The sequence below is a fragment of the Kineococcus deserti genome (genome assembly GCF_050871945.1).
Classification (GTDB): Bacteria; Actinomycetota; Actinomycetes; order Actinomycetales; family Kineococcaceae; genus Kineococcus.
In genome coordinates, this window is record NZ_JBJLSI010000001.1 from 242,384 (window position 1) to 267,124 (window position 24,741).

Annotated in this window: 22 protein-coding genes; 17 read left to right on the forward strand and 5 right to left on the reverse strand. The window is 74.8% G+C overall.

Annotated features, from left to right (window positions below; translation table 11 throughout):
• Positions 1–40 precede the first annotated feature (40 nt).
• Positions 41–229 carry a DUF2795 domain-containing protein gene (locus ACRYR2_RS01285; RefSeq protein ID WP_432560998.1) on the forward strand — a complete coding sequence of 63 codons (189 nt, stop codon included), beginning with the start codon at positions 41–43 and terminating at the stop codon, positions 227–229.
• A gap of 6 nt (positions 230–235) precedes the next feature.
• Here the strand turns inward: ACRYR2_RS01285 and ACRYR2_RS01290 are convergent, their stop codons facing one another.
• On the reverse strand, positions 236–454 hold the full coding sequence (locus ACRYR2_RS01290; RefSeq protein ID WP_432560999.1) for a hypothetical protein: 219 nt from the start codon (positions 452–454) through the stop codon (positions 236–238).
• A gap of 140 nt (positions 455–594) precedes the next feature.
• Here ACRYR2_RS01290 and ACRYR2_RS01295 point away from each other — a divergent pair, with 140 nt between their 5' ends.
• The 10 genes from ACRYR2_RS01295 to ACRYR2_RS01340 all read left to right on the forward strand — a co-directional run bounded on the left by ACRYR2_RS01295 (position 595) and on the right by ACRYR2_RS01340 (position 9,369).
• Positions 595–1,290, forward strand: a complete 696-nt coding sequence (locus tag ACRYR2_RS01295) for a metal-dependent transcriptional regulator (protein ID WP_432561000.1) — start codon at positions 595–597, stop codon at positions 1,288–1,290.
• Positions 1,287–2,222: a ribokinase gene (locus ACRYR2_RS01300; protein ID WP_432561001.1), complete on the forward strand. Its 936-nt coding sequence runs from the start codon at positions 1,287–1,289 to the stop codon at positions 2,220–2,222. The genes ACRYR2_RS01295 and ACRYR2_RS01300 overlap by 4 nt, the downstream gene beginning before the upstream one ends.
• Before the next feature lie 31 nt (positions 2,223–2,253).
• Entirely contained in the window at positions 2,254–3,258 is a 1,005-nt protein-coding gene (locus ACRYR2_RS01305; protein WP_432561002.1) for a Gfo/Idh/MocA family protein, read from the forward strand.
• Between the two features lie 10 nt (positions 3,259–3,268).
• Positions 3,269–3,706 carry a nitroreductase family deazaflavin-dependent oxidoreductase gene (locus ACRYR2_RS01310; RefSeq protein WP_432561003.1) on the forward strand — a complete coding sequence of 146 codons (438 nt, stop codon included), beginning with the start codon at positions 3,269–3,271 and terminating at the stop codon, positions 3,704–3,706.
• A 162-nt stretch (positions 3,707–3,868) separates the two neighbouring features.
• On the forward strand, positions 3,869–4,288 hold the full coding sequence (locus ACRYR2_RS01315) for a hypothetical protein (RefSeq protein ID WP_432561004.1): 420 nt from the start codon (positions 3,869–3,871) through the stop codon (positions 4,286–4,288).
• 48 nt (positions 4,289–4,336) lie between these two features.
• Positions 4,337–5,011 (forward strand): histidine phosphatase family protein, encoded by a 675-nt coding sequence (locus ACRYR2_RS01320; protein ID WP_432561005.1) that lies wholly within the window; start codon positions 4,337–4,339, stop codon positions 5,009–5,011.
• Position 5,012: 1 nt separating this feature from the next.
• Complete coding sequence (locus ACRYR2_RS01325) at positions 5,013–5,627, forward strand: nucleoside/nucleotide kinase family protein (protein ID WP_432561006.1); 615 nt, start codon at positions 5,013–5,015, stop codon at positions 5,625–5,627.
• A gap of 50 nt (positions 5,628–5,677) precedes the next feature.
• The gene (ggt, locus tag ACRYR2_RS01330; protein ID WP_432561007.1) at positions 5,678–7,480 is read left to right on the forward strand and encodes a gamma-glutamyltransferase; all 1,803 of its coding nucleotides are present in this window, start codon (positions 5,678–5,680) and stop codon (positions 7,478–7,480) included.
• Between the two features lie 92 nt (positions 7,481–7,572).
• Positions 7,573–7,947: a hypothetical protein gene (locus tag ACRYR2_RS01335; protein ID WP_432561008.1), complete on the forward strand. Its 375-nt coding sequence runs from the start codon at positions 7,573–7,575 to the stop codon at positions 7,945–7,947.
• Between the two features lie 27 nt (positions 7,948–7,974).
• Positions 7,975–9,369: a threonine/serine exporter family protein gene (locus ACRYR2_RS01340; RefSeq protein ID WP_432561009.1), complete on the forward strand. Its 1,395-nt coding sequence runs from the start codon at positions 7,975–7,977 to the stop codon at positions 9,367–9,369.
• Here ACRYR2_RS01340 and ACRYR2_RS01345 read toward each other — a convergent pair.
• Positions 9,353–10,321: an MsnO8 family LLM class oxidoreductase gene (locus ACRYR2_RS01345; protein WP_432561010.1), complete on the reverse strand. Its 969-nt coding sequence runs from the start codon at positions 10,319–10,321 to the stop codon at positions 9,353–9,355. The genes ACRYR2_RS01340 and ACRYR2_RS01345 overlap by 17 nt on opposite strands.
• Positions 10,322–10,454: 133 nt before the next feature.
• Here ACRYR2_RS01345 and ACRYR2_RS01350 point away from each other — a divergent pair, with 133 nt between their 5' ends.
• The 4 genes from ACRYR2_RS01350 (at position 10,455) to recD (ending at position 19,636) form a co-directional block, all read left to right on the forward strand.
• Entirely contained in the window at positions 10,455–10,916 is a 462-nt protein-coding gene (locus tag ACRYR2_RS01350; protein ID WP_432561011.1) for an STAS domain-containing protein, read from the forward strand.
• 88 nt (positions 10,917–11,004) lie between these two features.
• Entirely contained in the window at positions 11,005–14,424 is a 3,420-nt protein-coding gene (gene recC, locus ACRYR2_RS01355; protein ID WP_432561012.1) for an exodeoxyribonuclease V subunit gamma, read from the forward strand.
• Positions 14,421–17,810 (forward strand): UvrD-helicase domain-containing protein, encoded by a 3,390-nt coding sequence (locus ACRYR2_RS01360; RefSeq protein ID WP_432561013.1) that lies wholly within the window; start codon positions 14,421–14,423, stop codon positions 17,808–17,810. The genes recC and ACRYR2_RS01360 overlap by 4 nt, the downstream gene beginning before the upstream one ends.
• A complete protein-coding gene (gene recD / locus ACRYR2_RS01365) occupies positions 17,807–19,636 on the forward strand; it encodes an exodeoxyribonuclease V subunit alpha (protein WP_432561014.1) in 1,830 nt (609 codons plus the stop codon). Before ACRYR2_RS01360 ends, recD begins: the two co-directional genes overlap by 4 nt.
• Here recD and ACRYR2_RS01370 read toward each other — a convergent pair.
• From ACRYR2_RS01370 to ACRYR2_RS01380, 3 genes are all read right to left on the reverse strand, one after another.
• On the reverse strand, positions 19,584–20,156 hold the full coding sequence (locus ACRYR2_RS01370; RefSeq protein ID WP_432561015.1) for a hypothetical protein: 573 nt from the start codon (positions 20,154–20,156) through the stop codon (positions 19,584–19,586). The genes recD and ACRYR2_RS01370 overlap by 53 nt on opposite strands.
• 8 nt (positions 20,157–20,164) lie before the next feature.
• Positions 20,165–21,547 (reverse strand): NAD(P)/FAD-dependent oxidoreductase, encoded by a 1,383-nt coding sequence (locus tag ACRYR2_RS01375; protein ID WP_432561016.1) that lies wholly within the window; start codon positions 21,545–21,547, stop codon positions 20,165–20,167.
• Positions 21,548–21,849: 302 nt separating this feature from the next.
• Positions 21,850–22,485 (reverse strand): DNA-3-methyladenine glycosylase I, encoded by a 636-nt coding sequence (locus ACRYR2_RS01380; RefSeq protein WP_432561017.1) that lies wholly within the window; start codon positions 22,483–22,485, stop codon positions 21,850–21,852.
• A gap of 50 nt (positions 22,486–22,535) precedes the next feature.
• On the opposite strand from ACRYR2_RS01380, the gene aroQ reads away from it, so the two are divergent.
• On the forward strand, positions 22,536–22,976 hold the full coding sequence (aroQ, locus tag ACRYR2_RS01385) for a type II 3-dehydroquinate dehydratase (protein ID WP_432561018.1): 441 nt from the start codon (positions 22,536–22,538) through the stop codon (positions 22,974–22,976).
• 52 nt (positions 22,977–23,028) lie between these two features.
• Positions 23,029–24,681: an FAD-binding oxidoreductase gene (locus tag ACRYR2_RS01390; protein WP_432561137.1), complete on the forward strand. Its 1,653-nt coding sequence runs from the start codon at positions 23,029–23,031 to the stop codon at positions 24,679–24,681.
• Positions 24,682–24,741 lie beyond the last annotated feature (60 nt).

Below are 24,741 nucleotides of genomic sequence, written 5' to 3' on the forward strand. Positions count from 1 at the left end.
CCGGGGTTCCGGAACCGTTCCGCCGACACGAGGAGGACCCGTGGCCGACGTCAGTCCGATCGACGTCCAGAAGGCACTGCACGGCGTGGAGTACCCGACGAGCAAGGACGCCCTCGTCCGGGCGGCCGAGGGCAACGGAGCCGAGGGCGCCGTGCTCGAGGCCGTGAACGGCATCGCCGACAAGGAGTACGGCGCGCCCACGGAGGTCTCCGCGGAGATCTTCGACTGAGGTTCCTCAGCCGGTGGGGCGGGTCCGCTCCACCGGCGCGGGAGCCACCGCGGGCACCCGCACCCGGCGGCCGGCGCGCCACCACGCCGTCGCCGCCCACACCCCGGACAGCACCAGCGCCAGGACCGCCTCGGCCCAGCGGGACTCGACCACCGCCAGCGCCGCCGCGACGAGCAGCAGCACGCTCAGCACCAGGTCGGCGATCGACACCCACGTCCTGCGCACGGCACACCTCCAGCAGCCGGAGCCAGCAGCCGAACCGGTCTCTTCGGTCGAGCGTAACCCCGATTTCGGTCGAGCGAACTTCGAAGTCAGCAGATCTCGTGAGTCCTACCAGGACTGCGGCGGATGGCAAGCTGAGCGGTGTGCCCCGCGCCTCGACGACCTCAGCGGTCACGCCCGCAGCGGAGGACTGCCTGAAGACCGTCTACGCGGCGGGGGAGTGGTCCGACGCGAAGATCACCCTCTCGCTGCTCGCCTCGCGGATGGGGGTCTCGGCCTCCACCGCCTCCGAGGCCGTCCGCAAGCTCACCGACGCCGGGCTGCTGCGCCACGAGCGCTACGGCGGGGTCGAGCTGACCGAGGAGGGCCGGGTGCGCGCCCTGGCCGTCGTCCGCCGGCACCGGCTGCTGGAGACCTTCCTGGTCGCCGACCTCGGCTACTCCTGGGACGAGGTGCACGAGGAGGCCGAGGTGCTCGAGCACGTGGTCTCCGAGCGCATGCTCGACCGCCTCGACGCCCGCCTGGGCCATCCCGAACGCGACCCCCACGGCGACCCCATCCCGCGCGCCGACGGCACCGTCCCGCAGCCGGGGGCGCACAGCCTCTCCGACGTCCCCGAGGGCGGCGTGGGCGTGGTGGCGCGCATCTCCGATGCCGACCCCGACGTCCTGCGCTACTTCGCCGAACTCGGCATCGGGCTGGACCTGAGGTTGGAAGTGCTGCAGCGCAGGGAGTTCGCCGGAACGACCGTGGTGCGGTTGGGTGAGGGCCGCGAGGTGGACCTCGGGGATCCCGCGGTCGCGGCGATCTGGGTCCTGCCGATGAAGGAGAGTTCTTGAGCATCACGTACGACAGCCACGGCAAGCCGCAGGCGGAGAAGTCGCACGACGTCACCGTGGTCGGCAGCGTCAACGCCGACCTGGCGATCCGGCTGGACGACCTGCCGCCGGCGGGCCAGACCGTGCGCGGGTCCGACGCCGAGCGCGGGCTCGGCGGCAAGGGCGCCAACCAGGCCGTCGCCGCGGCCCGGCTCGGCCGCAGCGTGGCGATGGTGGGCGCGGTCGGCGACGACGACGAGGGCCGCGGGCTGCGCTCGGTGCTGGCCGCCGAGGGGATCGACGTCGAGCACGTCGCCGCGCTGGGCGTGCCCACCGGCGTCGCCGTCGTGCTCGTGCACGGCGGGGAGTCGACGATCGTGCTCAGCCCCGGCGCCAACGACCGGATGGACGCGGCCCGCGTCGAGGCGGCGGCCGCGGCGGTCAGCTCCGCCCGCGTCGTCCTGCTGCAGTGCGAGGTCCCCGACGAGGCGCTGCTCGCCGCGGCCCGCCTGTGCACCGGCGTGCTCGTGCTGAACCCCGCCCCGGCGCGGCCGCTGCCGCCCGAACTGCTGACCCGCGCCGACCTGCTGGTGCCCAACGCCGGGGAGCTGGCCGTGCTGGCCGGCGAACCCGTCGCGACCGACGTCGACGCGATCGCCGGGCAGGCCCGCAAGGTGCGGCCCCAGGGAACGACGATCGTCACCCGCGGCGAGCGCGGTTCGGTCGTCGTGACCCCCGGCGGTCAGGCCGAGGTCCCGGCCGTGCGGGCCGACCTGGTCGACGCCACCGCCGCGGGCGACAGCTTCGTCGCCGCCCTGGCCGACGCGCTGCTCGACGGCGCCGGACTGGTCGAGGCCGCCCGGTGGGCCGCGCGGGTCGCGGCGGTGACGGTCAGCCGTCCTGGTGCGTCGCAGTCGCTGCCGCGCAAGAGTGAGGTTCCGTCGGTCGGCTAGTCGTCTCGTGGGGGTTGGCGTGGGGGTTGGCGTGGGTGTCGGTTGGGGTTTCGTCGGGACCGGGGGCATCGCGCACACCGTCGCCCAGGCGCTGGAGCTGGCGCCCGGCGGACGGCTGGTGGCCGTCGCCTCGCGCGACCTGGACCGGGCCGCGCGCTTCGCCGCCGAGCAGGACGGTGGCCAGGTGCGGCCCTACGACGACGTCGAGGCGATGCTGGCCGACCCCGCGGTCGACGCCGTCTACGTCGCCACCACCCACCCCCAGCACCACGCCCCGGCCCGCGCGGCGCTCCTGGCCGGCAAGGCCGTGCTGGTCGAGAAGCCGATGACGGTGTCCCTGGCCGCGACCAGGGACCTGCTGGACCTCGCCGCGCAGCGTTCGGTCTTCTGCATGGAGGCCTACTGGACGCGGTTCCTGCCCGGCACGGTGGCGCTGCTCGAGCTCATCGCCCGCGGGGACGTCGGGCAGGTGCAGGGCGTGCACGCCGACTTCGGCTTCCCGGCTCCCGAATCGCTGGCCCGCTTCCACGACCCGGCCATCGGCGGCGGCTCGCTGTTCGACCTCGGGCCCTATCCGGTGGGGCTGGCGCTGACGCTGCTCGGCAGCCCGGACAGCATCGCCGTGGCGGGCTCGCTGACCCCCTCGGGGGTGGACCGGCAGGTCGCCCTGGCCCTGGGCTTCCCCTCCGGTGCCGTCGCGGCGCTGTCGACGACGATGGTGTCCCGGACCCCGTCGCGGGCCTGGATCGAGGCCAGCGAGGGCTGGATCGAGGTCGCGGCCTCGCTGCCGTCGGCGCCGGGGTTCACGGTGCACCGGACCGCCGCCGACGGCGGCGAGCGCGTGCAGGTGCACGACCACGCCGTCGCCCACGGCCACCGCTTCATGCTCGAGCACGTCCACGAGTGCCTGCAGGCCGGGCGGACCACCTCGCCCCTGGTGCCGCCGCAGTTCTCCTTCGACCTCGCCAGGGTCTTCGAGGAGGCCGTGACCCGGCTCGGGATCACCCGCGCGGCGGAGCTCCCGGGGACCGCATAGCGTCAGGGGCATGCCGTTGTCCGGAGAGTACGAGCCCAGCCCCGAGGCGTGGGTCCGCGAACAGGTCGAGAAGTACGAGGCGAGCGACGGGCGGGAGGCCGGTGACCTGCGGGGGATGCCGGTGATCGTCCTGACCACCAAGGGCGCCAAGTCGGGCAAGCTGCGCAAGCAGGCGCTCATGAAGGTCGAGCACGAGGGCCGCTACGCCGTCGTCGCGTCGCTGGGCGGAGCCCCCAAGCACCCCGTCTGGTACCACAACGTCAAGGCCGAGCCCCTGGTCGAGCTGCAGGACGGGGCGGTGAAGAAGGACTACACCGCGCGCGAGGTGAGCGGCGAGGAGAAGGCGCTCTGGTGGGAGCGGGCCGTCGCGGCCTACCCCGACTACGCCGACTACCAGGCGAAGACGGACCGGCAGATCCCGGTCTTCGTGCTCGACCCGGTCTCCTGACCCCCTGACCTCTTGACCTCGTGGGCCTCTGACCTGCGAGGACGTTGCGTCACCCGGACGGCCGTTGAGCCGTCCGGGTGACTTGACCTCAGATCATGGACAGACCTGACTAACACTGGGAGTCACACAGCAAACACTTTGAGCTATGGATGGGAGACGACGATGCGACTCGGAACGGTGACCTCGGCCCCGGCGGTGCGCAGCGCGTCCCGCCTCGACGGCATCGACGGCACGTCGGCGGTGACCCCCGTCCGCCGCATCACCGCGGACTGGATCGACGAGGATCCGCTGGACGAACTCACCCAGTCCGACCGGGCACTGCTCGGCCACCTCTACGGCGAGGACGAGGAGGGCGCGCACGAGGTCGGCGCCGCCCCCATCGCCACGCTGGCGCGGGAGATCAACCGCGAACGGGCCAGCGGCATGGTGTCCGAGGGGCGCGACCTGACGGCCGAGGACGTGCGCCGGATGGTCGGCCGGCTGACCTTCACCGCCAAGGAGCCGGTCCCCGTCGAGGTCCAGCTGCGTCTCATGGTGCTGGTCAACGGCAGCACCCAGGGCCGCCTGGACGTGGTCCTCTGACCGGGGTCTCCTGAGCGGGACCCCCTGGGCCTCTGAGATCGTGGCGGCGTGCGTCTCCTCCTCGTCCGCCACGGTCAGACCCGGTCCAACGTCGAGCACCTGCTCGACACCGCCGTCCCCGGCGCCGACCTGAGCCCGCTGGGCCGGGAACAGGCCCAGGAGCTGGTGCGGACGCTGGGAGGGCACGGGATCGGGGCCCTGGTGGCCTCGACCCTGGTGCGCACCCAGCAGACGGCCGCGCCGCTGGCCCGGCACCTGCGCCTGGAGGTCCCCGTCCTGGACGGGCTGCGCGAGATCGAGGCCGGTGCGGCGGAGATGCGCAGCGACGAGGACTCCGTCCGCCGCTACCTCGACGTCGTCGCCCGCTGGCTGGACGGGGACCTCGACGTCGCCGAACCGGGGGCCGAGGACGGCCACACCTTCTTCGCCCGCTACGACGCGGCCGTGCAGGAGGCGATCGCCGCCGCCCGCGCCGCCGGCGTGGACACCCTCGCCCTGGTCAGCCACGGCGCCGCGATCCGCACCTGGGCCGGGGCGCGGGTGCGCAACCTGTCCGCGCAGTTCGTCATCGCCACCGGCCTGCAGAACACCGGTGTCGTCGAACTCGTCGGCAGCCCGGAGGACGGCTGGACCTGCGAGCGCTGGATGGGGGCCGTCGTCGACGAGCAGCAGGCCGAGACCACCGGGGCCGGACCGGCCGCCGAGCCCGGGTCGGTGTTCTGAGGTGTCCTACGAGCAGCTGCTGGAGCGGGCCCGGGCGCTGACGACCGGGCCGCGGCGGATCCTCGGGCTCGTCGGGGCGCCGGGGTCGGGCAAGTCCACGCTGGCCGCCCGGCTCGCCGCCGACCTCGGTCCCGAGCTGGCCGTCGTGGTCGGCATGGACGGCTACCACTACGCCGACGTCGTCCTGGAGGCGCTGGGCCGGCGCGAGCGCAAGGGAGCGCCGGACACCTTCGACGTCGGCGGGTACGTGTCGCTGCTGCGCCGGCTGCGGTCGGGGGAGGAGTCCGTCGTCCACGCCCCGCAGTTCCGCCGTGAGATCGAGGAACCGGTCGGCTCGGCGCTGCCGGTGCCGCGCGAGGTCCCGCTCGTGATCACCGAGGGGAACTACCTGCTGCTGCGCGAGGGACCCTGGGCGGCGCTGGAGGGACTGCTCGACGAGTGCTGGTACCTCGAGCCGGCCGACGACGTGCGGCAGGCCCGGCTCATCGCCCGGCACGAGGCGTTCGGCAAGGACCCGGCCGCCGCGCGGGCGTGGGCGCTGGGCACCGACGAGGACAACGCCCGCGTCATCGCGGCGAGCCGGCACCGCGCCGACCTGGTGGTGCACCCCGACTGATCCTCCTCAGGGGCTAGCGGAACTGTGCCGTTGCTGAGAGGGTTCGCGGCATGCGAGGTCGCAGCGCTGCCGCCGTCGTCTTCTCCGCCGTCGTGTCGACGGCGCTGGTCAGTCCCGCGCACGCGGAGGCGCCACCGGACCGCGAACCCGTCGCGACGGGTTTCGGTGGGGCCGTGTCCAGCGTGGACCCCGACGCCACCGCCGTCGGCCTGGACGTCCTGCGCCGCGGCGGCAACGCCGTCGACGCGGCCGTGGCCACGGCCGCCGCCCTGGGCGTCACCGAACCGTACTCCGCCGGTGTCGGCGGCGGTGGGTTCTTCGTCCGCTACGACGCCCGCACCGGAACGGTGAGCACGATCGACGGCCGGGAGACCGCCCCCGCGGCGATGACCCGGGACGCCTTCCTCGGCCCCGACGGGGAACCCCGCCCGTTCGACGAGCTCGTGAACTCCACGCTGTCCGTCGGGGTTCCCGGAACTCCCGCGACCTGGCAGGCGGCGCTGGCCGAGGCGGGCACCATGACGCTCGCGCAGGCGTTGTCCGGTGCGCGCTCGCTGGCCGAACGCGGTTTCGTCGTCGACCAGGAGTTCCACGACCAGACGGCCGAGAACGCCGAACGGTTCGCCGACTTCTCCTCCACCGCAGACCTCTTCCTGCCCGACGGGCAGGTACCCGCGGTGGGTTCGGTGTTCACCAACCCCGAACTCGCGCACACCTACCAGGTGCTGGCCGAGCAGGGCGCCGGTGCGTTCTACGGTGGTGAACTCGGCCGCGCCGTCGTCGACACCGTCGCCGCCCCGCCCGTCGCCGACGGGGTGACCCGCGACGTGCTGCGCGGCGGCATGACGCTGCAGGACCTCCTGGACTACCGCGCCCTGGAACGCCGGCCCACCCACGTCGTGCACGACAGCACGGCCGCCGGCGAGGTCGACGTCTACTCCATGGCCCCGCCCAGCAGCGGCGGGACCACGGTCGGGGAGGCGCTGAACGTCCTCGACGCCCTCGACGAGAAGTTCGGCGAGACGACCGATCCGGTGCAGTCCGAGCACCGCAAGCTGGAGGCCGCGGCGCTCGCCTTCGCCGACCGCAACCGGTACGTCGGCGACCCCGACGTCCAGGACGTCCCGTGGCACCGGCTGCTGTCGCCGTGGTACGCCGCCGAACGGGCCTGCCTGGTCAGCCAGGACGAGGTGCTGCCGCGGCCGGTGGCGCCCGGGACCGGGTGCAGCACCACGCCCGTCGAGACCCCCGAGCCCGTCGAAGGGCCCTCCACGACGCACCTGGTGACGGCCGACGCGGCCGGCAACGTCGTGTCCTACACCCTGACGATCGAGCAGACCGGGGGGTCGGGGATCGTCGTCCCCGGCCGGGGTTTCCTGCTGAACAACGAACTGACCGACTTCAACGCCGAACCCGCCGTCGAGGGGCAGCCCGACCCGAACCTGCCCGGCCCGGGCAAGCGCCCGCGCTCGTCGATGTCCCCGACGATCGTCCTGAAGGACGGCCGGCCGCTCCTGGCCGCCGGTTCCCCCGGTGGGGCGACGATCATCGGCACGGTGCTGGGGATCCTCGTCGACCGGCTCGAGCGCGGGGTCCCGCTGCCGGAGGCCGTCGCGGCGCCGCGGGTCTCGGAGCAGAACGGGGCCGCCGGCGCCTCGGCCGAGCAGGCCTACGTCGACTCCGAGCGCGGGCAGGCGCTGGCCGCGATGGGGCACGTCCTCACCCCGGCCGAGGGGGAGATCGGTGCCGCGGCCGCGCTGGAGTTCCTGCCCGACGGGCGGATCCAGGCGGTGGCCGAACCCGAGCGCCGCGGGGGTGGGGCGGCCGGGGTCGTGCACCCCGACGACAAGTGATCTTCACGAGTCCCCCTGGTGATCCCGTGCAACCACCTGGCGGCGGGGTGCGTCACTCCACTGACGCACCCGCTGTCCAGAGAGGTCGTGACATGCACCGCCGCACCATCCGCACCCTGACCCTCGTCGCCGTCCCGCTCGCCGTGGTGGGGGTCGCCGCCGGGACCGCCGGCGCCGCCACCGGCCCGCAGGACACCGAGGCGATCACGCAGGCCGTCACGACGAGCGAGCAGACCGCAGCCGTCCCCCCGGCCGACTACCGGGTCACCGACGTGCGGGTGGCCGACAGCGACACCAGCTGGGCCGCCGCCGACCTCGAACCCACCGACCCGGCGGCCCTCGACCCGGCGACCGCGGTCCTGCAGCACGTCGAGGGGGGCTGGCGGGTCGTCGACCTCGGCACGGCGCAGGTGGGCTGCGGGCTCGCCACCCCCGCCGTCCTGGAGGACCTGACCCTGTCCTGCTGACCGACCGTGAGCAGGTAGCGTCGGCGCGTGCTCGCGCTGCGGAACCCCGGTCGATGGCGTACCCGGATCGCAGAGGTCATCGCCGGGGAAGCACCCGCACCCGAGCCGCTCGTCGAGGGTGGCCTGACGCAGACCGAGGCCCTCGACGCCCTCGACGCCATGTCTCGGATGGCCGAGGCCCTGCTGTCGGCGGGGGCCTCGGCTTCCGACGTCACCGCGCTGACCCTGCGGGCGGCCGCGGGCGCCGGCCTGCAGCACACCCAGGTCGACATCAACTACACGGCCGTCATCGTCTCCACCGCCGGAGCCGACCGGCAGCCGCTGACCTCGGTGCGCGTGGTGAAGGTCCGGGCCAGCGACTACTCGCGGTTGTCCGCCCTGTTCGAACTGGCTCACGCCGCCGGGGACGGGCTGCCCCCGGAGGAGGTGAACACGCGCCTGCGGCGCCTGCTGTCCCAGCGCCGCCCCTACCGGCCCTGGATCTCCGGCGCCGCCACGGTGGGTCTCGCGGTCTCCGTCGCGGTGCTGCTGGGCGGCAGCTGGGCGGTCGCCGTCAGCGCCGGGCTCGTGACGTGCGTGCTGCAGCTGGTGCTGGCCGGGCTCAACCGCCGCGGGCTGCCGGCGTTCTTCCAGCAGGTCGTCGGCGCCGGCGTCGCGACCGGTTTCGCGCTCCTGCTGCTGGTGTGGCAGCCCCACCTGCCCGAGTGGGTCGGGCGGCTGCCGCCCTCGCTGGTGGTCGGCTCGGGGATCGTCGTCCTGCTGGCGGGGTTGTCGCTGGTCGGGTCGGCCGAGGACGCCATCTCGGGTTTCTACGTCACCGCCGGAGCGCGGGCGTTCGAGACCGTGCTGCTGACGACGGGCCTGGTCCTGGGCATCGCCGGGGTCCTGGACCTCGGGCAGCGGGCCGGGATCACCCTCAGCCTCAGCTTCTCCCAGGGCCAGGGGTACCCGCTGGTGGTGCAGGCCCTGGCCGGCGGGATCGCCGCGGCGACCTGGGCGGTCTCGGGGTACGCCGGTCCCCGGGCGGTCCTCATGTCCGGCCTGGCCGGGCTGCTGGCGGTGGGCACCTCCGGGGTGTGCACGGCGGCGGGCCTGGGGCCCGTGGCCTCCGCGGGGGTGGCGGCGCTGCTGGTGGGGTTCCTGGCCGAGGGCACGGCCTGGCGGTGGAACGTGCCGGGGCTCGTGGTGTCGATCTGCGGCATCGTCCCGCTGCTGCCCGGCCTGGCGATCTACCGCGCGATCTTCTCGATCGTCGGTGGCGGGACGTCGGCCGGGCTGGCGCAGCTGGTCGCCGCCTTCGGCACGGCCCTGGCCCTGGCCGCGGGGGTCGCCCTGGGGGAGTTCTGCTCCCAGCCGCTGCGCCGGGAGTTCGACCGGATCGAGCAGCGGGTCCGTCGCCGCTCGCTCAACCGGCAGTTCTGAGCAGCCCGGAGAGCCGGGCGTCGGCCTCGGCCTCGGCGCCTTCGTCGTGCAGGGTCGTCGCCGCCAGCAGTTCCTGCGCGCCCGTGCGGTCGAGGAGGTCCCGCAGGCGCTGGGCCACCGTCGCCTCGTCCCCGAACACCGTGTCGGCCAGCGCCCGGTCGACGTCGGCGCGCTCGCGCGCGGTCAGGACCGTCGCCTGCGCCTCCTGCGGGCTGGGCAGCGGGCCGAAGTCGCCGCGGCTGCGCGAGCGGGCCAGCGCGACCGCCTGCGGCAGCAGTTCACGACGGGCCCGGGTGTCGGAGTCGGCGACCAGCACGTCGAGCAGCAGCGTGATCCGGCCCTGCGGGAACTGCTCGCGGTAGCGCTGCAGCGCAGTCGGATCGCGCAGCAGGGGACCGCCGACCACGACCGGCAGCCCGAGCCGCGCGGCGACCTCCAGGCCGCTGCCCGTCGCCAGCGACCACACCGGCGGCGCGGGGACCTGCGGCCGGACCGTCACCGGGCCCCGGCCGTGGAGCCAGTCCAGGAGCTCGGCCAGCCGGTCGGCGAAACCGTCGGTGCCGGTGGTGCCCAGCGCCCGCCGGACCGGTGCGGTGAAGCCCAGCGAGCGGCCGATCCCGACGTCGATGCGCCCCGGGTGCAGCGCGGCCAGCGTCGCGATCTGCTCGGCCACCACGAACGGCGAGTGGTTGGGCAGCATCACCCCCGCGGTCCCGACCCGGATCCGGGACGTCACCCCGGCGACGGCCGCCATGGTGACCGTCGGCGCCGAGCCGACGACGCCCGGGACCGCGTGGTGCTCGGCGACCCAGAAGCGGTGCAGCCCGAGCTCGTCGGCGCGGCGGGCACGGCGCAGCGTGGCCCGCAGCGCGTCGGCGTCGCGCCGGTCCGGTGGGCCTCCGGTGCGGGTGCGCGAGCGGTCGAGCAGGGACAGCGGCACACCGGTCAGCACACCGTCAGCACACCACGTCGCCGACGGTCACCGGTCAGGGCTTCCCCCACGAGCGGTGACGATGCAGACTCAGCGCGTAGATCCCGATCGGTCCCACCCAGGGCTGCTCACGGCACTGACGCAGGAGACGGTCATGTCACTGTCACTCCAGGTTCTGCGCGGCGGCCCGATCACCGCCATCGCGATCAGCGGCGACGTCGACGCCGGGAACGCCCACGTCGTGCGTCACGCCGGCGAGGACGCCCTGGCCACGGCCCGCTACCTCGTCCTCGACCTCCACCGGGTGACCTTCTTCGACTGCGCCGCCCTGTCCGCGGTGCTGCACCTGAGCCGGCGGGCGGCCGCGGCCGGCGGCCGGCTGCAGGTGACGGTGCCGTCACCGCCGGTGGCCCTGGTGCTGGACGCCCTCGCGGTGAACGACACCCTGCAGGTCGGTCGCGGAACGGCCGAGGCCTACGCGGAGGCGCTGCGCGAGTACATCACCGTCAGCACGGCCCCCACCCCCGCCGTCGAGCGGCCGCCCGCGACGGCGCCGGTCCCCGCACGGCCGGAGCGCGGCCGCGGCCCCCGACCCGGCCTGGCGGCGACGCACTGAGCCTCGGCGGGCTCCGGACCTCGCCACCACCTCACCCGGAACCGACCACGGCAGGGGGCCTGTCCGAGGCGTCGGGTAGGAAGGGGACGTGCTCCACGTCCACCGCTCCGAGAGCGCGACGGCCCTCGTCGCCGGCCTCGCCGACGTCCTGCGCGAGCCCGCGCCCGGCGCGGACCCGTTCGCCCCCGACGTGCTGGCGGTGGGGGCGCGGGGCACCGAGCGGTGGATCGCGCAGCGGCTCTCGCACCACCTCGGAGCCGGCTCCGGGGGCCAGGACGGCATCTGCGCCCGCGTCGACTTCTCCTCTCCGGCCCGCCTGCTCGACGGCGTCGTGGCCGACGTGGTGGCCAGGACCCGGTCCGAGGCCGCGGACTCCGTCGAGCGCTGGGCCGCCGACGCGCTGACCTGGAACGTGCTGGAGGTGTTCGAGCAGATCGCCCCCGTCGCCGGTCCCGCCCCCGACCGCCGCCCCGAGTTCGCCGTCCTGCGCCACCACCTGCGCACCGAGGAGGGCCAGGACGTCCCACGCGTGCGGCGGACGGCCGCCGCGTCCCGGCTGGCCGGGTTGTTCGCCCGGTACGGCGCGGCCCGCCCCGAGCTGCTCCTCGATTGGGCCGCAGGCGGTTCCGACGTCCCCGACGACCTGCGCTGGCAGCCGGAGGTGTTCCGCGCCGTGCGCGAGCACATCGGCCTGCCCGCCCCGGCCGAACTCCTGCCCGACGTCTGCGCCGCCCTGCGGTCCGACCCCTCGCTGACACCGCTGGGGCAGCGGTTCGGCGTCTTCGTCGTGACCCGGCTGGCCACCGCCCGGCTGCAGGTCCTGGCGGCCCTGGCCGAGCACCGCGAGGTGCACCTGTTCGTCCAGCACCCCAGCCCCACGCTGTGGGACCGCGCCGCCGCGGCGACGAGCACGTGGTCGCCTCGTCGCGCCGAGCACGAACGCGCCGCCGAGGCGGACGTGCGGCACCCGCTGCTGCTGTCGCTGTCCCGCGACGTGCGCGAACTGCAGGCCCGGCTGACCCGGGCCGCCCCGGGCTCCACCGACGTCCACCACCCCGCCCCCGCGCCGCGCCCGACGCTGCTGGGGCGGCTGCAGTCGGCGCTCGCGGCCGACGAACCTCCCGCGCCGGGAGCCGATCCGGGGGACACCTCGGTGCAGGTGCACGCCTGCCACGGCCGCGCGCGGCAGGTGGAGGTGCTGCGTGAGGTCGTCCTGAACCTGCTCGACGCCGACCCGACCCTGCAGCCGCGCGACGTCCTGGTGATGTGCCCGGACGTGGAGACCTACGCGCCGCTGGTCCAGGCGGTCTTCTCCACCGACTCCCACCCCGGCGGTCGGCTGCGGGTCTCGGTCGCCGACCGCTCGGCGCTGCAGACGAACCCGCTGCTCGGGCTGGCCGCGCGGCTGCTGGTGCTGGCGCAGAGCCGGCTGACCGCCACCGAGGTGCTCGACCTGGCCGGCGCGGCCGCGGTCCGCCGCCGGTTCGACCTCGACGACGAGGACCTCGAGCAGATCCGCGAGTGGACCGTCGACGCCGGGGTGCACTGGGGACTGTCCGGTGCCCACCGTGCCGCGTGGGCGCTGGACACCGTCGAGCAGGGGTCCTGGCGCGCCGGGCTGGACCGGCTGCTCGTGGGCGTCGCCGTCGGCGGCGCCCAGGAGGAGGACCTCGTCGGGCCGCTGGAGTCCGAGCTGTCCGGTCAGGTGGTTCCCCTCGCGGACGTGGAGTCCTCGCGGGTGGACCTGGCGGGCCGGTTCGCCGAGCTCGTGGACCGCCTCGACGCCGCCGTCGCCCGGCTGTCGGGGCGGCGCAGCGTCTCGGCCTGGTGCGAGGCGCTGCTGGACAGCGTCCTCGACCTCGCCGACGTCACCCCGGACACCACCTGGCAGGCCACCCAGCTGCGCCGCGAACTGGGCGCCGTGGCCACCGACGCCGCCCGCGCCGGTGTGGCCGGGGTGGGGCTGGCCGACGTCGCGGCGCTGCTCGCCGAACGGTTCGCCGGCCGCCCGCAGCGCGCGAACTTCCGCACCGGTGCGCTGACCGTGTGCACCACGACCCCGATGCGCTCGGTGCCGCACCGGGTCGTGTGCCTGCTCGGCATGGACGACGGCGCCTTCCCCCGGGTCACCAACCCCGACGCCGACGACGTGCTGTCCCGCGACCCGCACGTGGGCGACCGCGACCCGCGCAGCGAGGACCGGCAGGTGCTGCTGGACGCCCTCTGCTCCGCGCGCGACACCTTCGTCGTGACGTACTCGGGGCGGGACGTGCGGACGGGGGCCGAACTGCCGCCCGCGGTCCCCGTGGGGGAGTTGCTGGACAGCCTGGAGGCGGCCCACCCCGGTGTGCGGGAGCGGATCCTGGTCCAGCACCCGCTGCAGCCCACCGATCCGCGCAACTTCACCCCGGGGGCGCTGGGGACGCGCGGGCCCTTCAGCTACGACACCTCCGCCTTCGCCGGCGCGGCCACGGGGGCCGTCGAACCCGTCGCGCCGGCGCCGTTCCTGTCCGCCGGCCTGCCGCCCGCGCCCGCGGCGGACCTGGACCTGGACCAGCTCGTGCAGTTCTTCCAGCACCCCGCCAAGGGGTTCCTGCGCCAGCGCCTCGACGTCGCCACCGCCACCCGCGAGGAGGAACCGGCCGACGCCCTCCCCGTCGAGCTCGACGCGCTGCAGAAGTGGGCGGTGGGGGACCGGGCGCTGTCGGCGCGGCTGCGCGGGACCGACCCGGCGGACATCATCCGGCTGGAGACCGCCCGCGGGGGACTGCCGCCCGGGCCGCTGGGAGGCGCGGTGCTGCGCGAGGTCGGGCCGGTGGTCGACCGGATCGCCGCGGTCGCCGAGGAGTTCGACACCGCCCCGGCCAGGAGCGTCGACGTGGAGCTGGACCTGGACGTGCCCGGTGTCGGGCCGCTGCGGCTGACGGGCAACGTCCGCGGGGTGCGGCCCGTGCGGCCCGGCGGCCGCGCCACCGGCGAGGTGGCCGTCACGACGATCTACTCGCGCCTCAAGGGCAAGCAGACGCTGCGGGCCTGGATCGAGCTGCTGGCCCTGTCGGCCGCGCACCCGGGCACGCAGTACCGGACGGTCGTCGTCGGCCGCGGTGCGCAGGGGACCGTCGGCCTGCTGACGCTGGGACCGGTGGACGCGGCACGAGCCCGCGGGCACCTGGTCGACCTGCTCGAGCTGCGCGCCTTCGGGCTGCGCTCCCCGCTGCCGCTGCCCGTCGACACCGCGATGGCCTACGCCCAGGCGGTGTGGAGCGGACGGCCCGCCCCGGCCTGCCGCCGCGCGGCGGTGCAGTCGTGGGTCTCGGACTACTCCTTCCCCAAGGAGGACGCCGACGAGGAGAACGTCACCGTCTGGGGCGCGTCGGCCGGGATCGACACGCTGCTGGACTGGCCCCCGCCCGACGGCTGGCCGCCCGCCGCGCCGCAGACGTTCGACGCTGCGGTGCAACGGGTCTGGGAACCGTTGCTGGAGGTCTACCGGATGGACGAACGGTGAGCGTGCCGGGTTTCGAGCTGACCGGGCCGCTGCCGTCCGGCACGACGGTGCTGGAGGCCAGCGCGGGGACGGGCAAGACGTACACCATCGCCGGGCTGGTGACCCGGTACGTCGCCGAGGGCGTGGCCCGGGTCGACGAACTGCTCGTCGTGACGTTCGGGCGCGCCGCCACCGCGGAACTGCGCAACCGGGTGCGTGAACGACTGGTCAGCACCCGCGACGCGCTCGCCGACCCGCAGGCGGCGCTGACGTCCCCGGACCCGGTCGTGCGACACCTCGCGGCCACCGACGCCGAGGCCCGCCGGGCCCGGCTGGCCGCGGCCCTGGCCGGTTTCGACGCGGCCACGGTCGCGACCATCCACGAGTTCTGCCGGCAGGTGCTCACCAGCCTGGGCACGGCCGCCGACGTGGACCCGACGGCCACCCTCGTCGAGGACGTCGACGACCTGGTCGAGGAGGTCTGCGACGACCTCTACGTCCGGTTCGCGGTCCGCCCCGGCGCCGGCGCGCCGCCCTTCCCCCGGGCGGTGGCGCTGCGGATCGCCCGCGAGGCCGTCGGCCGCGCCGACGCGCGCCTCGAACCGCAGGGGACCGCCCCGAACACCCCCGAGAACCTGCGCGTCCGCTTCGCCGAGGGCGTCCGGCGCGAGGTCGCCGCGCGCAAGCGGGCGCGGCGCCTCACGGGTTTCGACGACCTGCTCATCCGGCTGAGGGACGCGCTGGCCGACGAGGTCGCCGGCCCGACGGCCTGCCGGCGGTTGCGGCGCAGGTACTCCGTCGTGCTCGTCGACGAGTTCCAGGACACCGACGCGGTGCAGTGGGACATCCTGCGCACCGCCTTCCACGGCCGGTGCCCGCTGGTCCTCATCGGCGACCCGAAGCAGGCGATCTACGCCTTCCGCGGTGCCGACGTGAACTCCTACCTCGAGGCCGTCGGCGTGGCCGACTCCACCGCGACGCTGGGGACGAACTTCCGCAGCGACCCGGCCGTGCTGGCCGGGACGGCGCAGCTGCTGCGCGGCGCGGCGCTGGGGGATCCGCAGATCGTCGTGCACCCCGTCGCCGCGAGCCACCCGCGTCCCGCGCTCGTCGGCCCGGCCGGCGAGGAGGACCCCACCCCCGTGCGGTTGCGGGTGCTGCGTCGCGACGGGCTGCCCGTCACCGCCCGCACCGGCGTTCCCGCCGTCGCCGACGTGCGGGCCGCCGTCGCCCGCGACGTCGCCGCGCAGGTGGTCGCGGTCCTCGGCCAGGGGCTGCGGGTCCGTCCCCACCGCGGGGGTCCCGAACGCGACCTGGCCGCCGCGGACGTCGCCGTCCTGGTCCGCACGGGGGCGCAGGCCCAGCTGGTCCAGGAGGAGCTGCGCCGGCGCAACGTGCCGTGCGTCCTGTCGCGAGGGCCCAGCGTGTTCGCCACGCCGGCGGCCCGGGAGTGGATCTGGCTGCTGGAGGCCGTCGAGCAGCCGCACCGTGCGCCGCGGGTGCGGCGGACGGCGATGTCGAGCTTCGTGGGCAAGACGGCGGCCGCCCTGGACGCCGAGGGCGACCGCGCCACCGACGAGCTGTCGGTGCAGCTGCGCGAGTGGGGCACCGTGCTGGCCGAGCGCGGCGTCTCGGGCATGTTCGCCACCCTCAGCGAGGCCCACCAGCTGGCCCGGCGCCTGCTCGCGGTCGAGGGCGGCGAGCGCCGGCTGACCGACCTGCGGCACATCGCCGAGGTGCTGCACGCCGAGTCCGCCCGCGACCCCGGCGGCGGGGTGTCCAGCCTGCTGTCCTGGTTGCGCGCACGGATCGAGGAGGCCGCCGGCGACGTCGACCAGGAGCGGTCCCGGCGGCTGGACACCGACCGTGCGGCCGTGCAGATCGCCACGGTGCACACCAGCAAGGGGTTGGAGTTCGAGGTCGTCTGCGTGCCGTTCGGCTGGGACTGCACCGGCGGTGGGGCCAAGGACCGGCTGCCGGTCGCGCACGCCCCCGACGAGCAGGGCCGGACGTCGCGGGCCCTGCACGTGGGCGGCCCGTCGGCGCCGGCGTACGACGCGTTCTGCCGGGCCGCCGACACCGAGGACCTCGGGGAGGAGTTGCGGCTGCTGTACGTGGCGCTGACGCGTGCGGTGTCCCGGTTGCTGGTGTGGTGGGCGCCGAGCACGAACACCCAACGCGGTGCGCTGCACCGGTTGTTGATGGCCGACGACCCGCGAGCGCTGCCGGAGAAGCTGCCGCTGCCGACCGACGAGGCGCTGCGGGCGCGGCTGGACGCGCTGTTCGGGGCCACCTCGACCGGCGCCTCGGCGGTGTGCGTCGAGGAGGTGCCGGTGCTCGCCCCGCTCGTCCGGTGGACCGGCGGGACGTCGACGGTCGCGGCGCTGGACCACGCGAGGTTCACCGCGACGGTCGACCTGGGCTGGCGGCGCACGTCCTACTCGGGCCTGACCCGCGGGGTGCACGAGGCGCACGGCCCGGGGCGGGCGGTGCTGTCCGAACCCGAGGTGGAGGCCACCACCGACGAGCTGGACGTGGAGTCGGCCGAGCGGCCCGAGGACGGCGACCCCTTCGGCTGGCGCGCGGTGGGTTCCCCGCTGGCGGACCTGCCCGCCGGAACGGGGTTCGGAACGCTCGTGCACGCGGTGCTGGAGGACTTCGACCCCGCCGCGCCCGACCGGCCCGCGCACCTGGCGGCGCTGGCGCGCGAGCAGTTCGCGCCGCAGCTGGCCGAGCCGCTGGCGGCGGGGCTGGACCCCGTCCTGCGCACGGGGCTGGGGCCGCTGGCCGGGGGGCGGGCGCTGCAGGACTTCGCCGTGGCCGACCGGCTGGCCGAGCTCGACTTCGAGCTGCCGCTGGCCGGTGGCGACGAGGCCGGGACGTCGGGGCGGGCCGGCGGCTCGCGGCTGGAGGACGTGGCGCACCTGCTGCGCAGGCACCTGCCGCAGGGCGACCCGGTGCACCGCTACGCCGACCTGCTGGAGGACCCGGTGCTGGCCGCGGAGGAACTGCGCGGTTACCTCACCGGGTCCATCGACGCGGTGCTGCGCCACGGTTCGCGCTTCCTCGTCGTGGACTACAAGACGAACCGGCTGGCCGGTCCGGGGGAGGCGCTGACCGCGTGGCACTACCGCCGCGAGGCGCTCGACGACGCCGTGCTGGCCGCGCACTACCCGTTGCAGGCGCTGCTGTACTGCGTCGCGCTGCACCGGTTCCTGCGCTGGCGCCAGCCCGGGTACGACCCGGCCGTGCACCTGGGTGGGGTGCTGTACCTGTTCCTGCGCGGCATGTGCGGGCCGGACGTCCCCGCGGGTGCGGACGGCGTCCCGCCGGGGGTGTGGTCGTGGAGACCGCCTGCCGGACTCGTCGTGGCGCTGTCCGATCTGCTCGCCGGGAGGCACGGGTGACCGTCGAGGTGGGGGCCGACCGGTCGGCCTCGCTGGCCCGCACGGCCACCGGCGTGCTGCGCGAGTTCAACGAGCTCGGGCTGCTGCACGCGGCCGACGTGCACGTGGCCCGCCGGCTGGGGGCCGTCACGGGCGAACGGGACGAGCGGGTCCTGCTCGCCGTCGCGCTCGCCGTGCGCGCCGTGCGGCACGGGTCGGTGGTGCTGCAGCTGTCCCGGGTCGAGCAGACGGTGGTGCCCGAGGACGTCGAGGACTCCGGCGCGGTGGAGGCCGTGCCCGTGCAGTGGCCCGACCCCACCGAGTGGCTGGAGGCGTTGCGGCGCAGCCCGTTGACCGTCGAACACGAGCCGGGGTCGTTCGACGAGGGGGTCTCGGCCCCGGTGCACCTCGTCGGCGACGGGGTGTGGCTGGACCGGTACTGGCGGCAGGAGCTCGCCGTCGCGCGCGACCTGCGCGAGCGCAGCGGGTCCGTCGCCACCTTCGACCCGGTCGCGGTCGGGGCGGTGCTGGACCGGTTGTGGCCCGGCGCCCCGGCCGACGACCAGCGCACCGCGGCCGCGGTGTGCCTCTCGCACGGGGTGTCCGTGCTGGCCGGCGGCCCGGGAACGGGCAAGACCACGACCGTCGCCCGGCTGCTGGCCGCCGTGCACGCCTTGTCCGAGGGGACACCGCGGGTGGCGCTGGCCGCCCCGACGGGCAAGGCGGCGGCCCGGTTGACCGAGGCCGTGGTGTCGGCGGCGGGCACCGACGTGTTCACCGACGCCGAACGGCGTTTCCTGGCCACGGCGAGCGCCTCGACGCTGCACCGGCTGCTCGGGATCCGGCCGGGGTCGGTGCGCGCCCGGTTCGACGCCGAGCACCGGCTGCCGCACGACGTCGTCATCGTCGACGAGGCCTCCATGGTCGGCCTGGGGGTGATGGCACGGCTGCTGGCCGCCCTGCGGCCGGGAGCCCGGCTGATTCTGGTCGGCGACCCGCAGCAGCTGGCCTCCGTCGAGGTCGGGGCCGTGCTGGCCGACCTCGTCGCCCCCGCGGACGCGGCGCCGCACGGTGTCTCCGAGCTCACGCGCACCCACCGGTTCGCCGCCGGCGGGGGGATCGCGGCCATCGCGCAGGCCGTGCGGGCGGCGCAGGCCGACGAGGTGGTGGACCTGCTGCGGGCCGGTGGACCGGACGTGGAGTTCCTGGAGGTGCCCGACGAGGAACTGGTGTCCGGGACCGCGCTCGAGGTCGTCCGCGCCGACGTGCTGGTGCGCTCGCGGGCGGTGGTCGAGGCCGCCCGCGCCGGGGACGCCGAGGCGGCCCTCGCCGCGCTCGACACCCACCGGATGCTGTGCGCGCACCGGCGCGGGACGCGGGGGGTGGCGCACTGGAGTGCCCTGGCCCAGCGGTGGGCCGGTGAGGAGCTCGGTGTCGTGCCGCGCGCCGACGGCCGGTACGTGGGGCTGCCGGTCATCGTCACGGCCAACGACCCCGGCATCGGCGTGTTCAACGGGGACACGGGGGTCGTGCTGGAACGCGACGGGGTGCTGGTGGCGGCGATCGCGCGGGGGGAGGGACCGCTGTTCGTCCCGCTGGCCCGGCTGGCGGCCTTCGAGCCCGTGCACGCCATGACGGTGCACCGCAGCCAGGGGTCGCAGTTCGACACCGTGACGGTGCTGGCCGCCCCGGAACGCTCGCCGCTGGCGACGCGGGAGATGTTCTACACGGCGCTGACCCGGGCCAAGGTGCGGGTGCGCGTGGTGGGCTCGGCCGAGGCCGTGGCGGCCGCCGTCAGGCGCCCGCTGGCCCGGGCGACGGGGCTGGCCGACCGCCTCCGCGCCTGATCACCGTGATCATGCACAGTGCGAGCTGGGGAAGGTCGGCGGTGCTGGCCCCTCGCGCGGCGGTGGCGTAGGCCGCGGGGTTCTTGACCTCGAGGGTGGACCCGTTGCGGTGCAGTGCTTCCGTGAACGACGGCCACTGCGCCAGGACCGACTCGAGGTCGCCGGGCAGGACGTGGACGGGAACCCCGGCCAGCTCGGCCAGGACACGGCGGCTGCCGTGGTGGGCCCGGTGCAGGCCGTCATCGCCGTCGAGCACGACCTCGACCTCGGCGCCGTGGGCGCGGGCGACGGCCACGGCGAGGGGCAGGACGTGCTTGCCGCCCACCGCCAGGACCGGCACCTCCACGAGCGCGCCGAACACGGCGGCGTCGGTGGCGCCCTCGACCAGCAGGACGCGCGGCGCCTGCGTCACCGAACGCACGAAACCCGCCGGCAGCGCGGTGTGCGCCAGCCGGCGGGCCCGGTTCGTGCTGATGCCCAGGGAGGCGGCGACGTGCGCCACCGCCTCCTCCGAGATCACCGCGGGGTTCAGCCGACCTTCGGCTTCTCCTCGGCCTTCGGGTAGATGTCCGTGTTCTGCGCCGGGGTGATCAGCGCGTCCTCCGGACGGGTCTGGTTCAGCGCGACGGCCTGCGGCGGCAGGATCGCGTGCAGCGCCCAGTCGGTGAGGACGCGGATGCGGTTGCTCATCGCCGGCAGGGCGTACAGGTGGTAACCGCGGGCGACGATCTTGGCCGGCAGACCGGTCATCTCGATGCCCAGCGGCTTGGCGACGGCGGTGCCGCCACCGAGGTCGGCCACCAGACCGAGGTCCTTGTGGACGTAGTCGGCGGCCTGGCCGATGCCGAAGCTGGCGGCGATGTTCTTGCCGACCGCGGTGCCCTGGCGCTGCGCGTGCTGCGCGGTGGGCGGGGTGATCGGCTGCGGGCCGTCGGCCGGCTTGGGCTTGGCCAGGTCCGGCACGGCAGCGGCGTCGCCGGCGGCCCAGACGTCCTCGGCGCCGGCGACCTTCATCTTGGCGTCGACGACGAGGCGGCCGCGGTCCAGCGGCAGGCCCAGCGTCCCCATGAGCGGGTTCGCCATGATGCCCGCGCCCCAGATGAGGGTGCGCGAGGGCACCGGGGTGCCGTCGGTCAGGTTGACGACGTTGCCCTCGACGCTGGCCACGGAGACCCCGAGGCGCACGTCGATGCCGCGACCCTTGAGCGCGGACAGGGCGTACTGGCCCAGGCGCGGGCCGAGTTCGGGCAGGACGGCCGGGGCCACGTCGATGAGCAGCCACTTGACGTCGCGGACGTCGATGTTCGACCAGCGGTCGGCGACGCGGGACAGCCAGCGGTGGGTCTGCGCGACGATCTCGGTGCCGGTGTAGCCGGCGCCGACGGCGACGACGGTCATGCGCTCGGCGCGCTCGGCGTCGAAGCGCGGGTCGTCCGGCAGCGCGTCGGCCGCGTCGAGCTGGGAGAGCAGGTGGTCGCGCACGAACGCGGCCTCGGTGATGGTCTTCACGCCGCGGGCGCTCTCGGACACACCGGGGATCGGGAAGCGGCGGGTGACCGCGCCCGGGGACAGCAGCAGCTTGTCGTAGGAGAGGACCTGGGTGCCCTCGGCGACGACGCCGCGCTCGCTGCGGGAGATCGTGATGGTCTTGGCCTCGGGGTCGACCGACGTGGTGTGGCCGACGATGAGCTTGTGCCGGGGCAGGGCCTGGCGCAGCGACACGGCGACGTGGCGCGGCTCGATGACGGACGCCGTGACGTCCGGCAGCAGGGGGCTGTAGGTGAGGTGGTCAGTCGGGCTGACGATCACCAGCTCCGCCGTGGAGGCCGGGAGGAGCTTCTCGAGCTTCTTGCCGGCGTACAGGCCGGTGAAGCCACCTCCGACGATGACGACTCGCTGTCGATCGACCATGTGGACACCTCTTGTCTCTGGCTCGCCGGGATCCGGGTTCCCGCTTCGGTCGGAGATTCTCGCATCCGTGGCCGGGAGCGTTCACACGGGTGCGTGCTGCGGGGTGTGCGCAGGGGGTGTGCGCAGGGGGTGTGCGCAGGGTGTACGCAGGGGTGTGCGCGCCGTCACGCACCGTTCGCGGCAGCCTCCGGATCGGCGACCACGAGCCGTCGCACCCGGGCACCGCCGTCGTGGCCCGTTGCGCCCGTGCGGGATCGGGTCGCCGAGCCGTCCGCACCGTCGCGTCGGCGCGGGGGCGGTGCTCAGCGGGCCACCTCGACCGCTGACGGGATCCGTGCGCGGACCGGGCACCGCTGCAGGTGGTCGTTCACGACGCCGCAGGCCTGCATCGAGGCGTAGGCCGTCGTCGGGCCGACGAAGCGGAGACCCGCCGCCTTCAGGGCCTTGGCCAGCGCCGTCGACCCCGGCGTGCGGGCCGGGACGTCGCCGGGCTCCCGCGGCGCCGGCCGGGGGGCGGGCGCGAAGGACCACACCAGGTCGCTCAGGCTGCCGCCGGCGGCCTGCAGCGCCAGGACCGCGCGGGCGTTGGCGATGGTGGCCTCGACCTTGAGGCGGTTGCGGATGATGCCCTCGTCGGCCAGCAGGCGGGCGACGTCAGCCTCGCCGTAGGTGGCCACGGCCTGCGGGTCGAAGCCGTCGAAGGCGGCGCGGAACCTCTCGCGCCGGCGCAGGACCGTGATCCAGCTCAGCCCGGACTGGAACGCCTCGAGGCTGATGCGCTCGTACAGCTCGCGGTCCCCGCGCACCGGCCGGCCCCACTCGGTGTCGTGGTAGTCCTCGTAGAGCGGGTCGCCGGTGCCGAAGCAGCGGAAGGGCTCGGACGAGGGCTCGGACGAGAGCTCGGACGGAAGCTCGGACGGGGTCTCGGGGATCGCCATGCCCGCACTGTGGCACCGGTCGGCGACACGGTCTGGGTACTGTCCACAGGATGAAGATCCTGGTGCTCAACGGCCCCAACCTCGGCCGGCTCGGCAGGCGGCAGCCCGAGGTGTACGGCACCACCACGCTGGGCGACGTCGAGGCGCGGCTGCAGCGGCTGGCCGCCGAGCTGGGCGTCGAGGTCGAGCTGCGGCAGACCGACGCCGAGCACGAGATGCTCGGCTGGATCCACGACGCCGCCGACGCGCAGCTGCCCGTCGTGCTCAACCCCGCGGCCTGGACCCACACCTCGGTGGCCCTGCGCGACGCCTGCGCCGAGCTGACCGCCGGGCTGGTCGAGCTGCACGTCTCCAACGTGCACGCGCGCGAGGACTTCCGCCGCCACTCCTACATCACCCCCGTCGCCACGGGCGTGATCGCGGGCCTGGGGGTCGACGGCTACGAGCTCGCGGTGCGCCACCTGGCCTCGCGTGTCGCAGGCGGCGCGTAGGCTCGCGCCCGAACTGCAGGACCGAGATGTGGGAGCTTTCGTGGTCGAGCACATGAAGTGGTGGGGCTGGGGCCAGGAAGGCGTCGCGTTCCACCACGAGGACAAGCCGAACCTGGCGCCGTTCGCCAAGCGCATGGCCGGCATCGACTTCAACGCACCCCCCGTGGTCGTGCCGCAGCTGTCCGACCTCGACGTCCCGGCCTCCCAGGCCCCCGACACCCTGCGCAAGGCCCTGGTCGAGGCCCTCGGCGAGGAGCACGTCCACGACGACGACCTCGACCGGGTCGTGCACACCTACGGCAAGTCGATGCGCGACCTCGTCCGCGTCCGTCGCGGCGACTTCGGCCGCCTGCCCGACCTGGTCCTGTACCCGGCCACCGAGGCCGAGGTCGAGGCGGCGCTGAAGATCTCGCTGGAGGCCGACGCCGTCCTGATCCCGTTCGGCGGTGGGTCCAACATCGTCGGCGCCCTCGAGGCCCCCCGCGACGAGACCCGCCCCGTGCTGTCCCTGGACCTGGGGCGCATGCGCGCGGTGCTGTCCCTGGACGAGACCTCGCAGACGGCCCGGATCCAGGCCGGGGCCCTGGGGCCCGACCTCGAGGCGCAGTTGAACGCCCGCGGCTGGACGATCGGGCACTTCCCCGACAGCTTCAAGCACTCCACCCTCGGCGGCTGGATCGCCACCCGGTCCTCGGGCATGCAGTCCGACCGGTTCGGCGACATCGCCGACATCACCCGCGCCGTGCGCGTGGTCACGCCCAAGGGGCTCGTCGCCACGGCCGAGGTGCCCGTGCAGTCGGCCGGCCCCAGCGTGCGCGAGATGGTCCTGGGCAGCGAGGGCCGGCTCGGCATCATCACCGAGGCCACCGTCCAGGTGCACCGGATCGCCGAGGAGCGGGTCATCCAGGCCTACTTCTTCCCCGACTACGGCAGCGGCCTGAAGGCCATGCACGACATCGCGGCCTCCGACGCCTCGCCGAGCATCACCCGCGTCTCGGACGAGATGGAGACGCAGTTCACGCTGGCGACCTCCAAGAAGGGCAGCACCCTGGGGCAGCTGCTCAACAAGGGCGTCCAGCTGTACGCCAGCAAGCGCAAGGGCTTCGACCTGTCGAAGATGTGCCTGTCGTTCATCGGGTTCGAGGGGTCGGCGCTGCACGTGCGGCGCAACAAGCAGCTCGTCGGCGAGATCGTCAAGAAGCACGGCGGCTTCGGCGTCGGGTCCGGCCCGGGGACGCTGTACGACCAGAAGAAGTTCGACACCCCCTACATCCGCGACTTCATCCTCGACCGCGGCGCCTACGGCGACGTGTCCGAGACCTCCTCGTCGTGGACGACGCTGAAGACGTTGCACGACAACGTCGTCGCGGCCGCCAACAAGGCGTTCGCCGAGGTCGGCACCAAGGGGTTCGTCTTCTGCCACCTCTCGCACAGCTACCACTCCGGCGCGTGCCAGTACTTCACCTTCGCCTTCCAGCCGCCGGCCGACCGCGACGGCCTGGAGGCCTACGACACCGTCAAGGGCGCCATCCAGCAGGCGTTCATCGACAACGGCGGCACGCTGTCGCACCACCACGCCGTCGGTCGTGAGCACAAGCGGTGGATCAGCCAGGACCTGTCCCCGGCCGGGGCCGAGATCGTGGGGGCGCTCTTCGCCGGCGTCGACCCCGGTCGCAACCTCAACCCCGGCGCCATCGTGGACTGAGCACCGGCTGGTTCCGGGTCCATCCACGTCCGTGATGACCCGATCACGGGATAACCTCCC

Excerpts from the sequence above, each read along its gene's own strand:
- ACRYR2_RS01310 (WP_432561003.1), top strand. The coding sequence starts at position 3,269 with ATGCCGTTGTCCGGAGAGTACGAGCCCAGCCCCGAGGCGTGGGTCCGC.
- ACRYR2_RS01315 (WP_432561004.1), top strand. The coding sequence starts at position 3,869 with ATGCGACTCGGAACGGTGACCTCGGCCCCGGCGGTGCGCAGCGCGTCC.
- ggt (WP_432561007.1), top strand. The coding sequence starts at position 5,678 with ATGCGAGGTCGCAGCGCTGCCGCCGTCGTCTTCTCCGCCGTCGTGTCG.
- ACRYR2_RS01335 (WP_432561008.1), top strand. The coding sequence starts at position 7,573 with ATGCACCGCCGCACCATCCGCACCCTGACCCTCGTCGCCGTCCCGCTC.
- ACRYR2_RS01350 (WP_432561011.1), top strand. The coding sequence starts at position 10,455 with ATGTCACTGTCACTCCAGGTTCTGCGCGGCGGCCCGATCACCGCCATC.
- ACRYR2_RS01375 (WP_432561016.1), bottom strand. The coding sequence starts at position 21,547 with ATGGTCGATCGACAGCGAGTCGTCATCGTCGGAGGTGGCTTCACCGGC.
- ACRYR2_RS01380 (WP_432561017.1), bottom strand. The coding sequence starts at position 22,485 with ATGGCGATCCCCGAGACCCCGTCCGAGCTTCCGTCCGAGCTCTCGTCC.
- aroQ (WP_432561018.1), top strand. The coding sequence starts at position 22,536 with ATGAAGATCCTGGTGCTCAACGGCCCCAACCTCGGCCGGCTCGGCAGG.
- ACRYR2_RS01390 (WP_432561137.1), top strand. The coding sequence starts at position 23,029 with ATGAAGTGGTGGGGCTGGGGCCAGGAAGGCGTCGCGTTCCACCACGAG.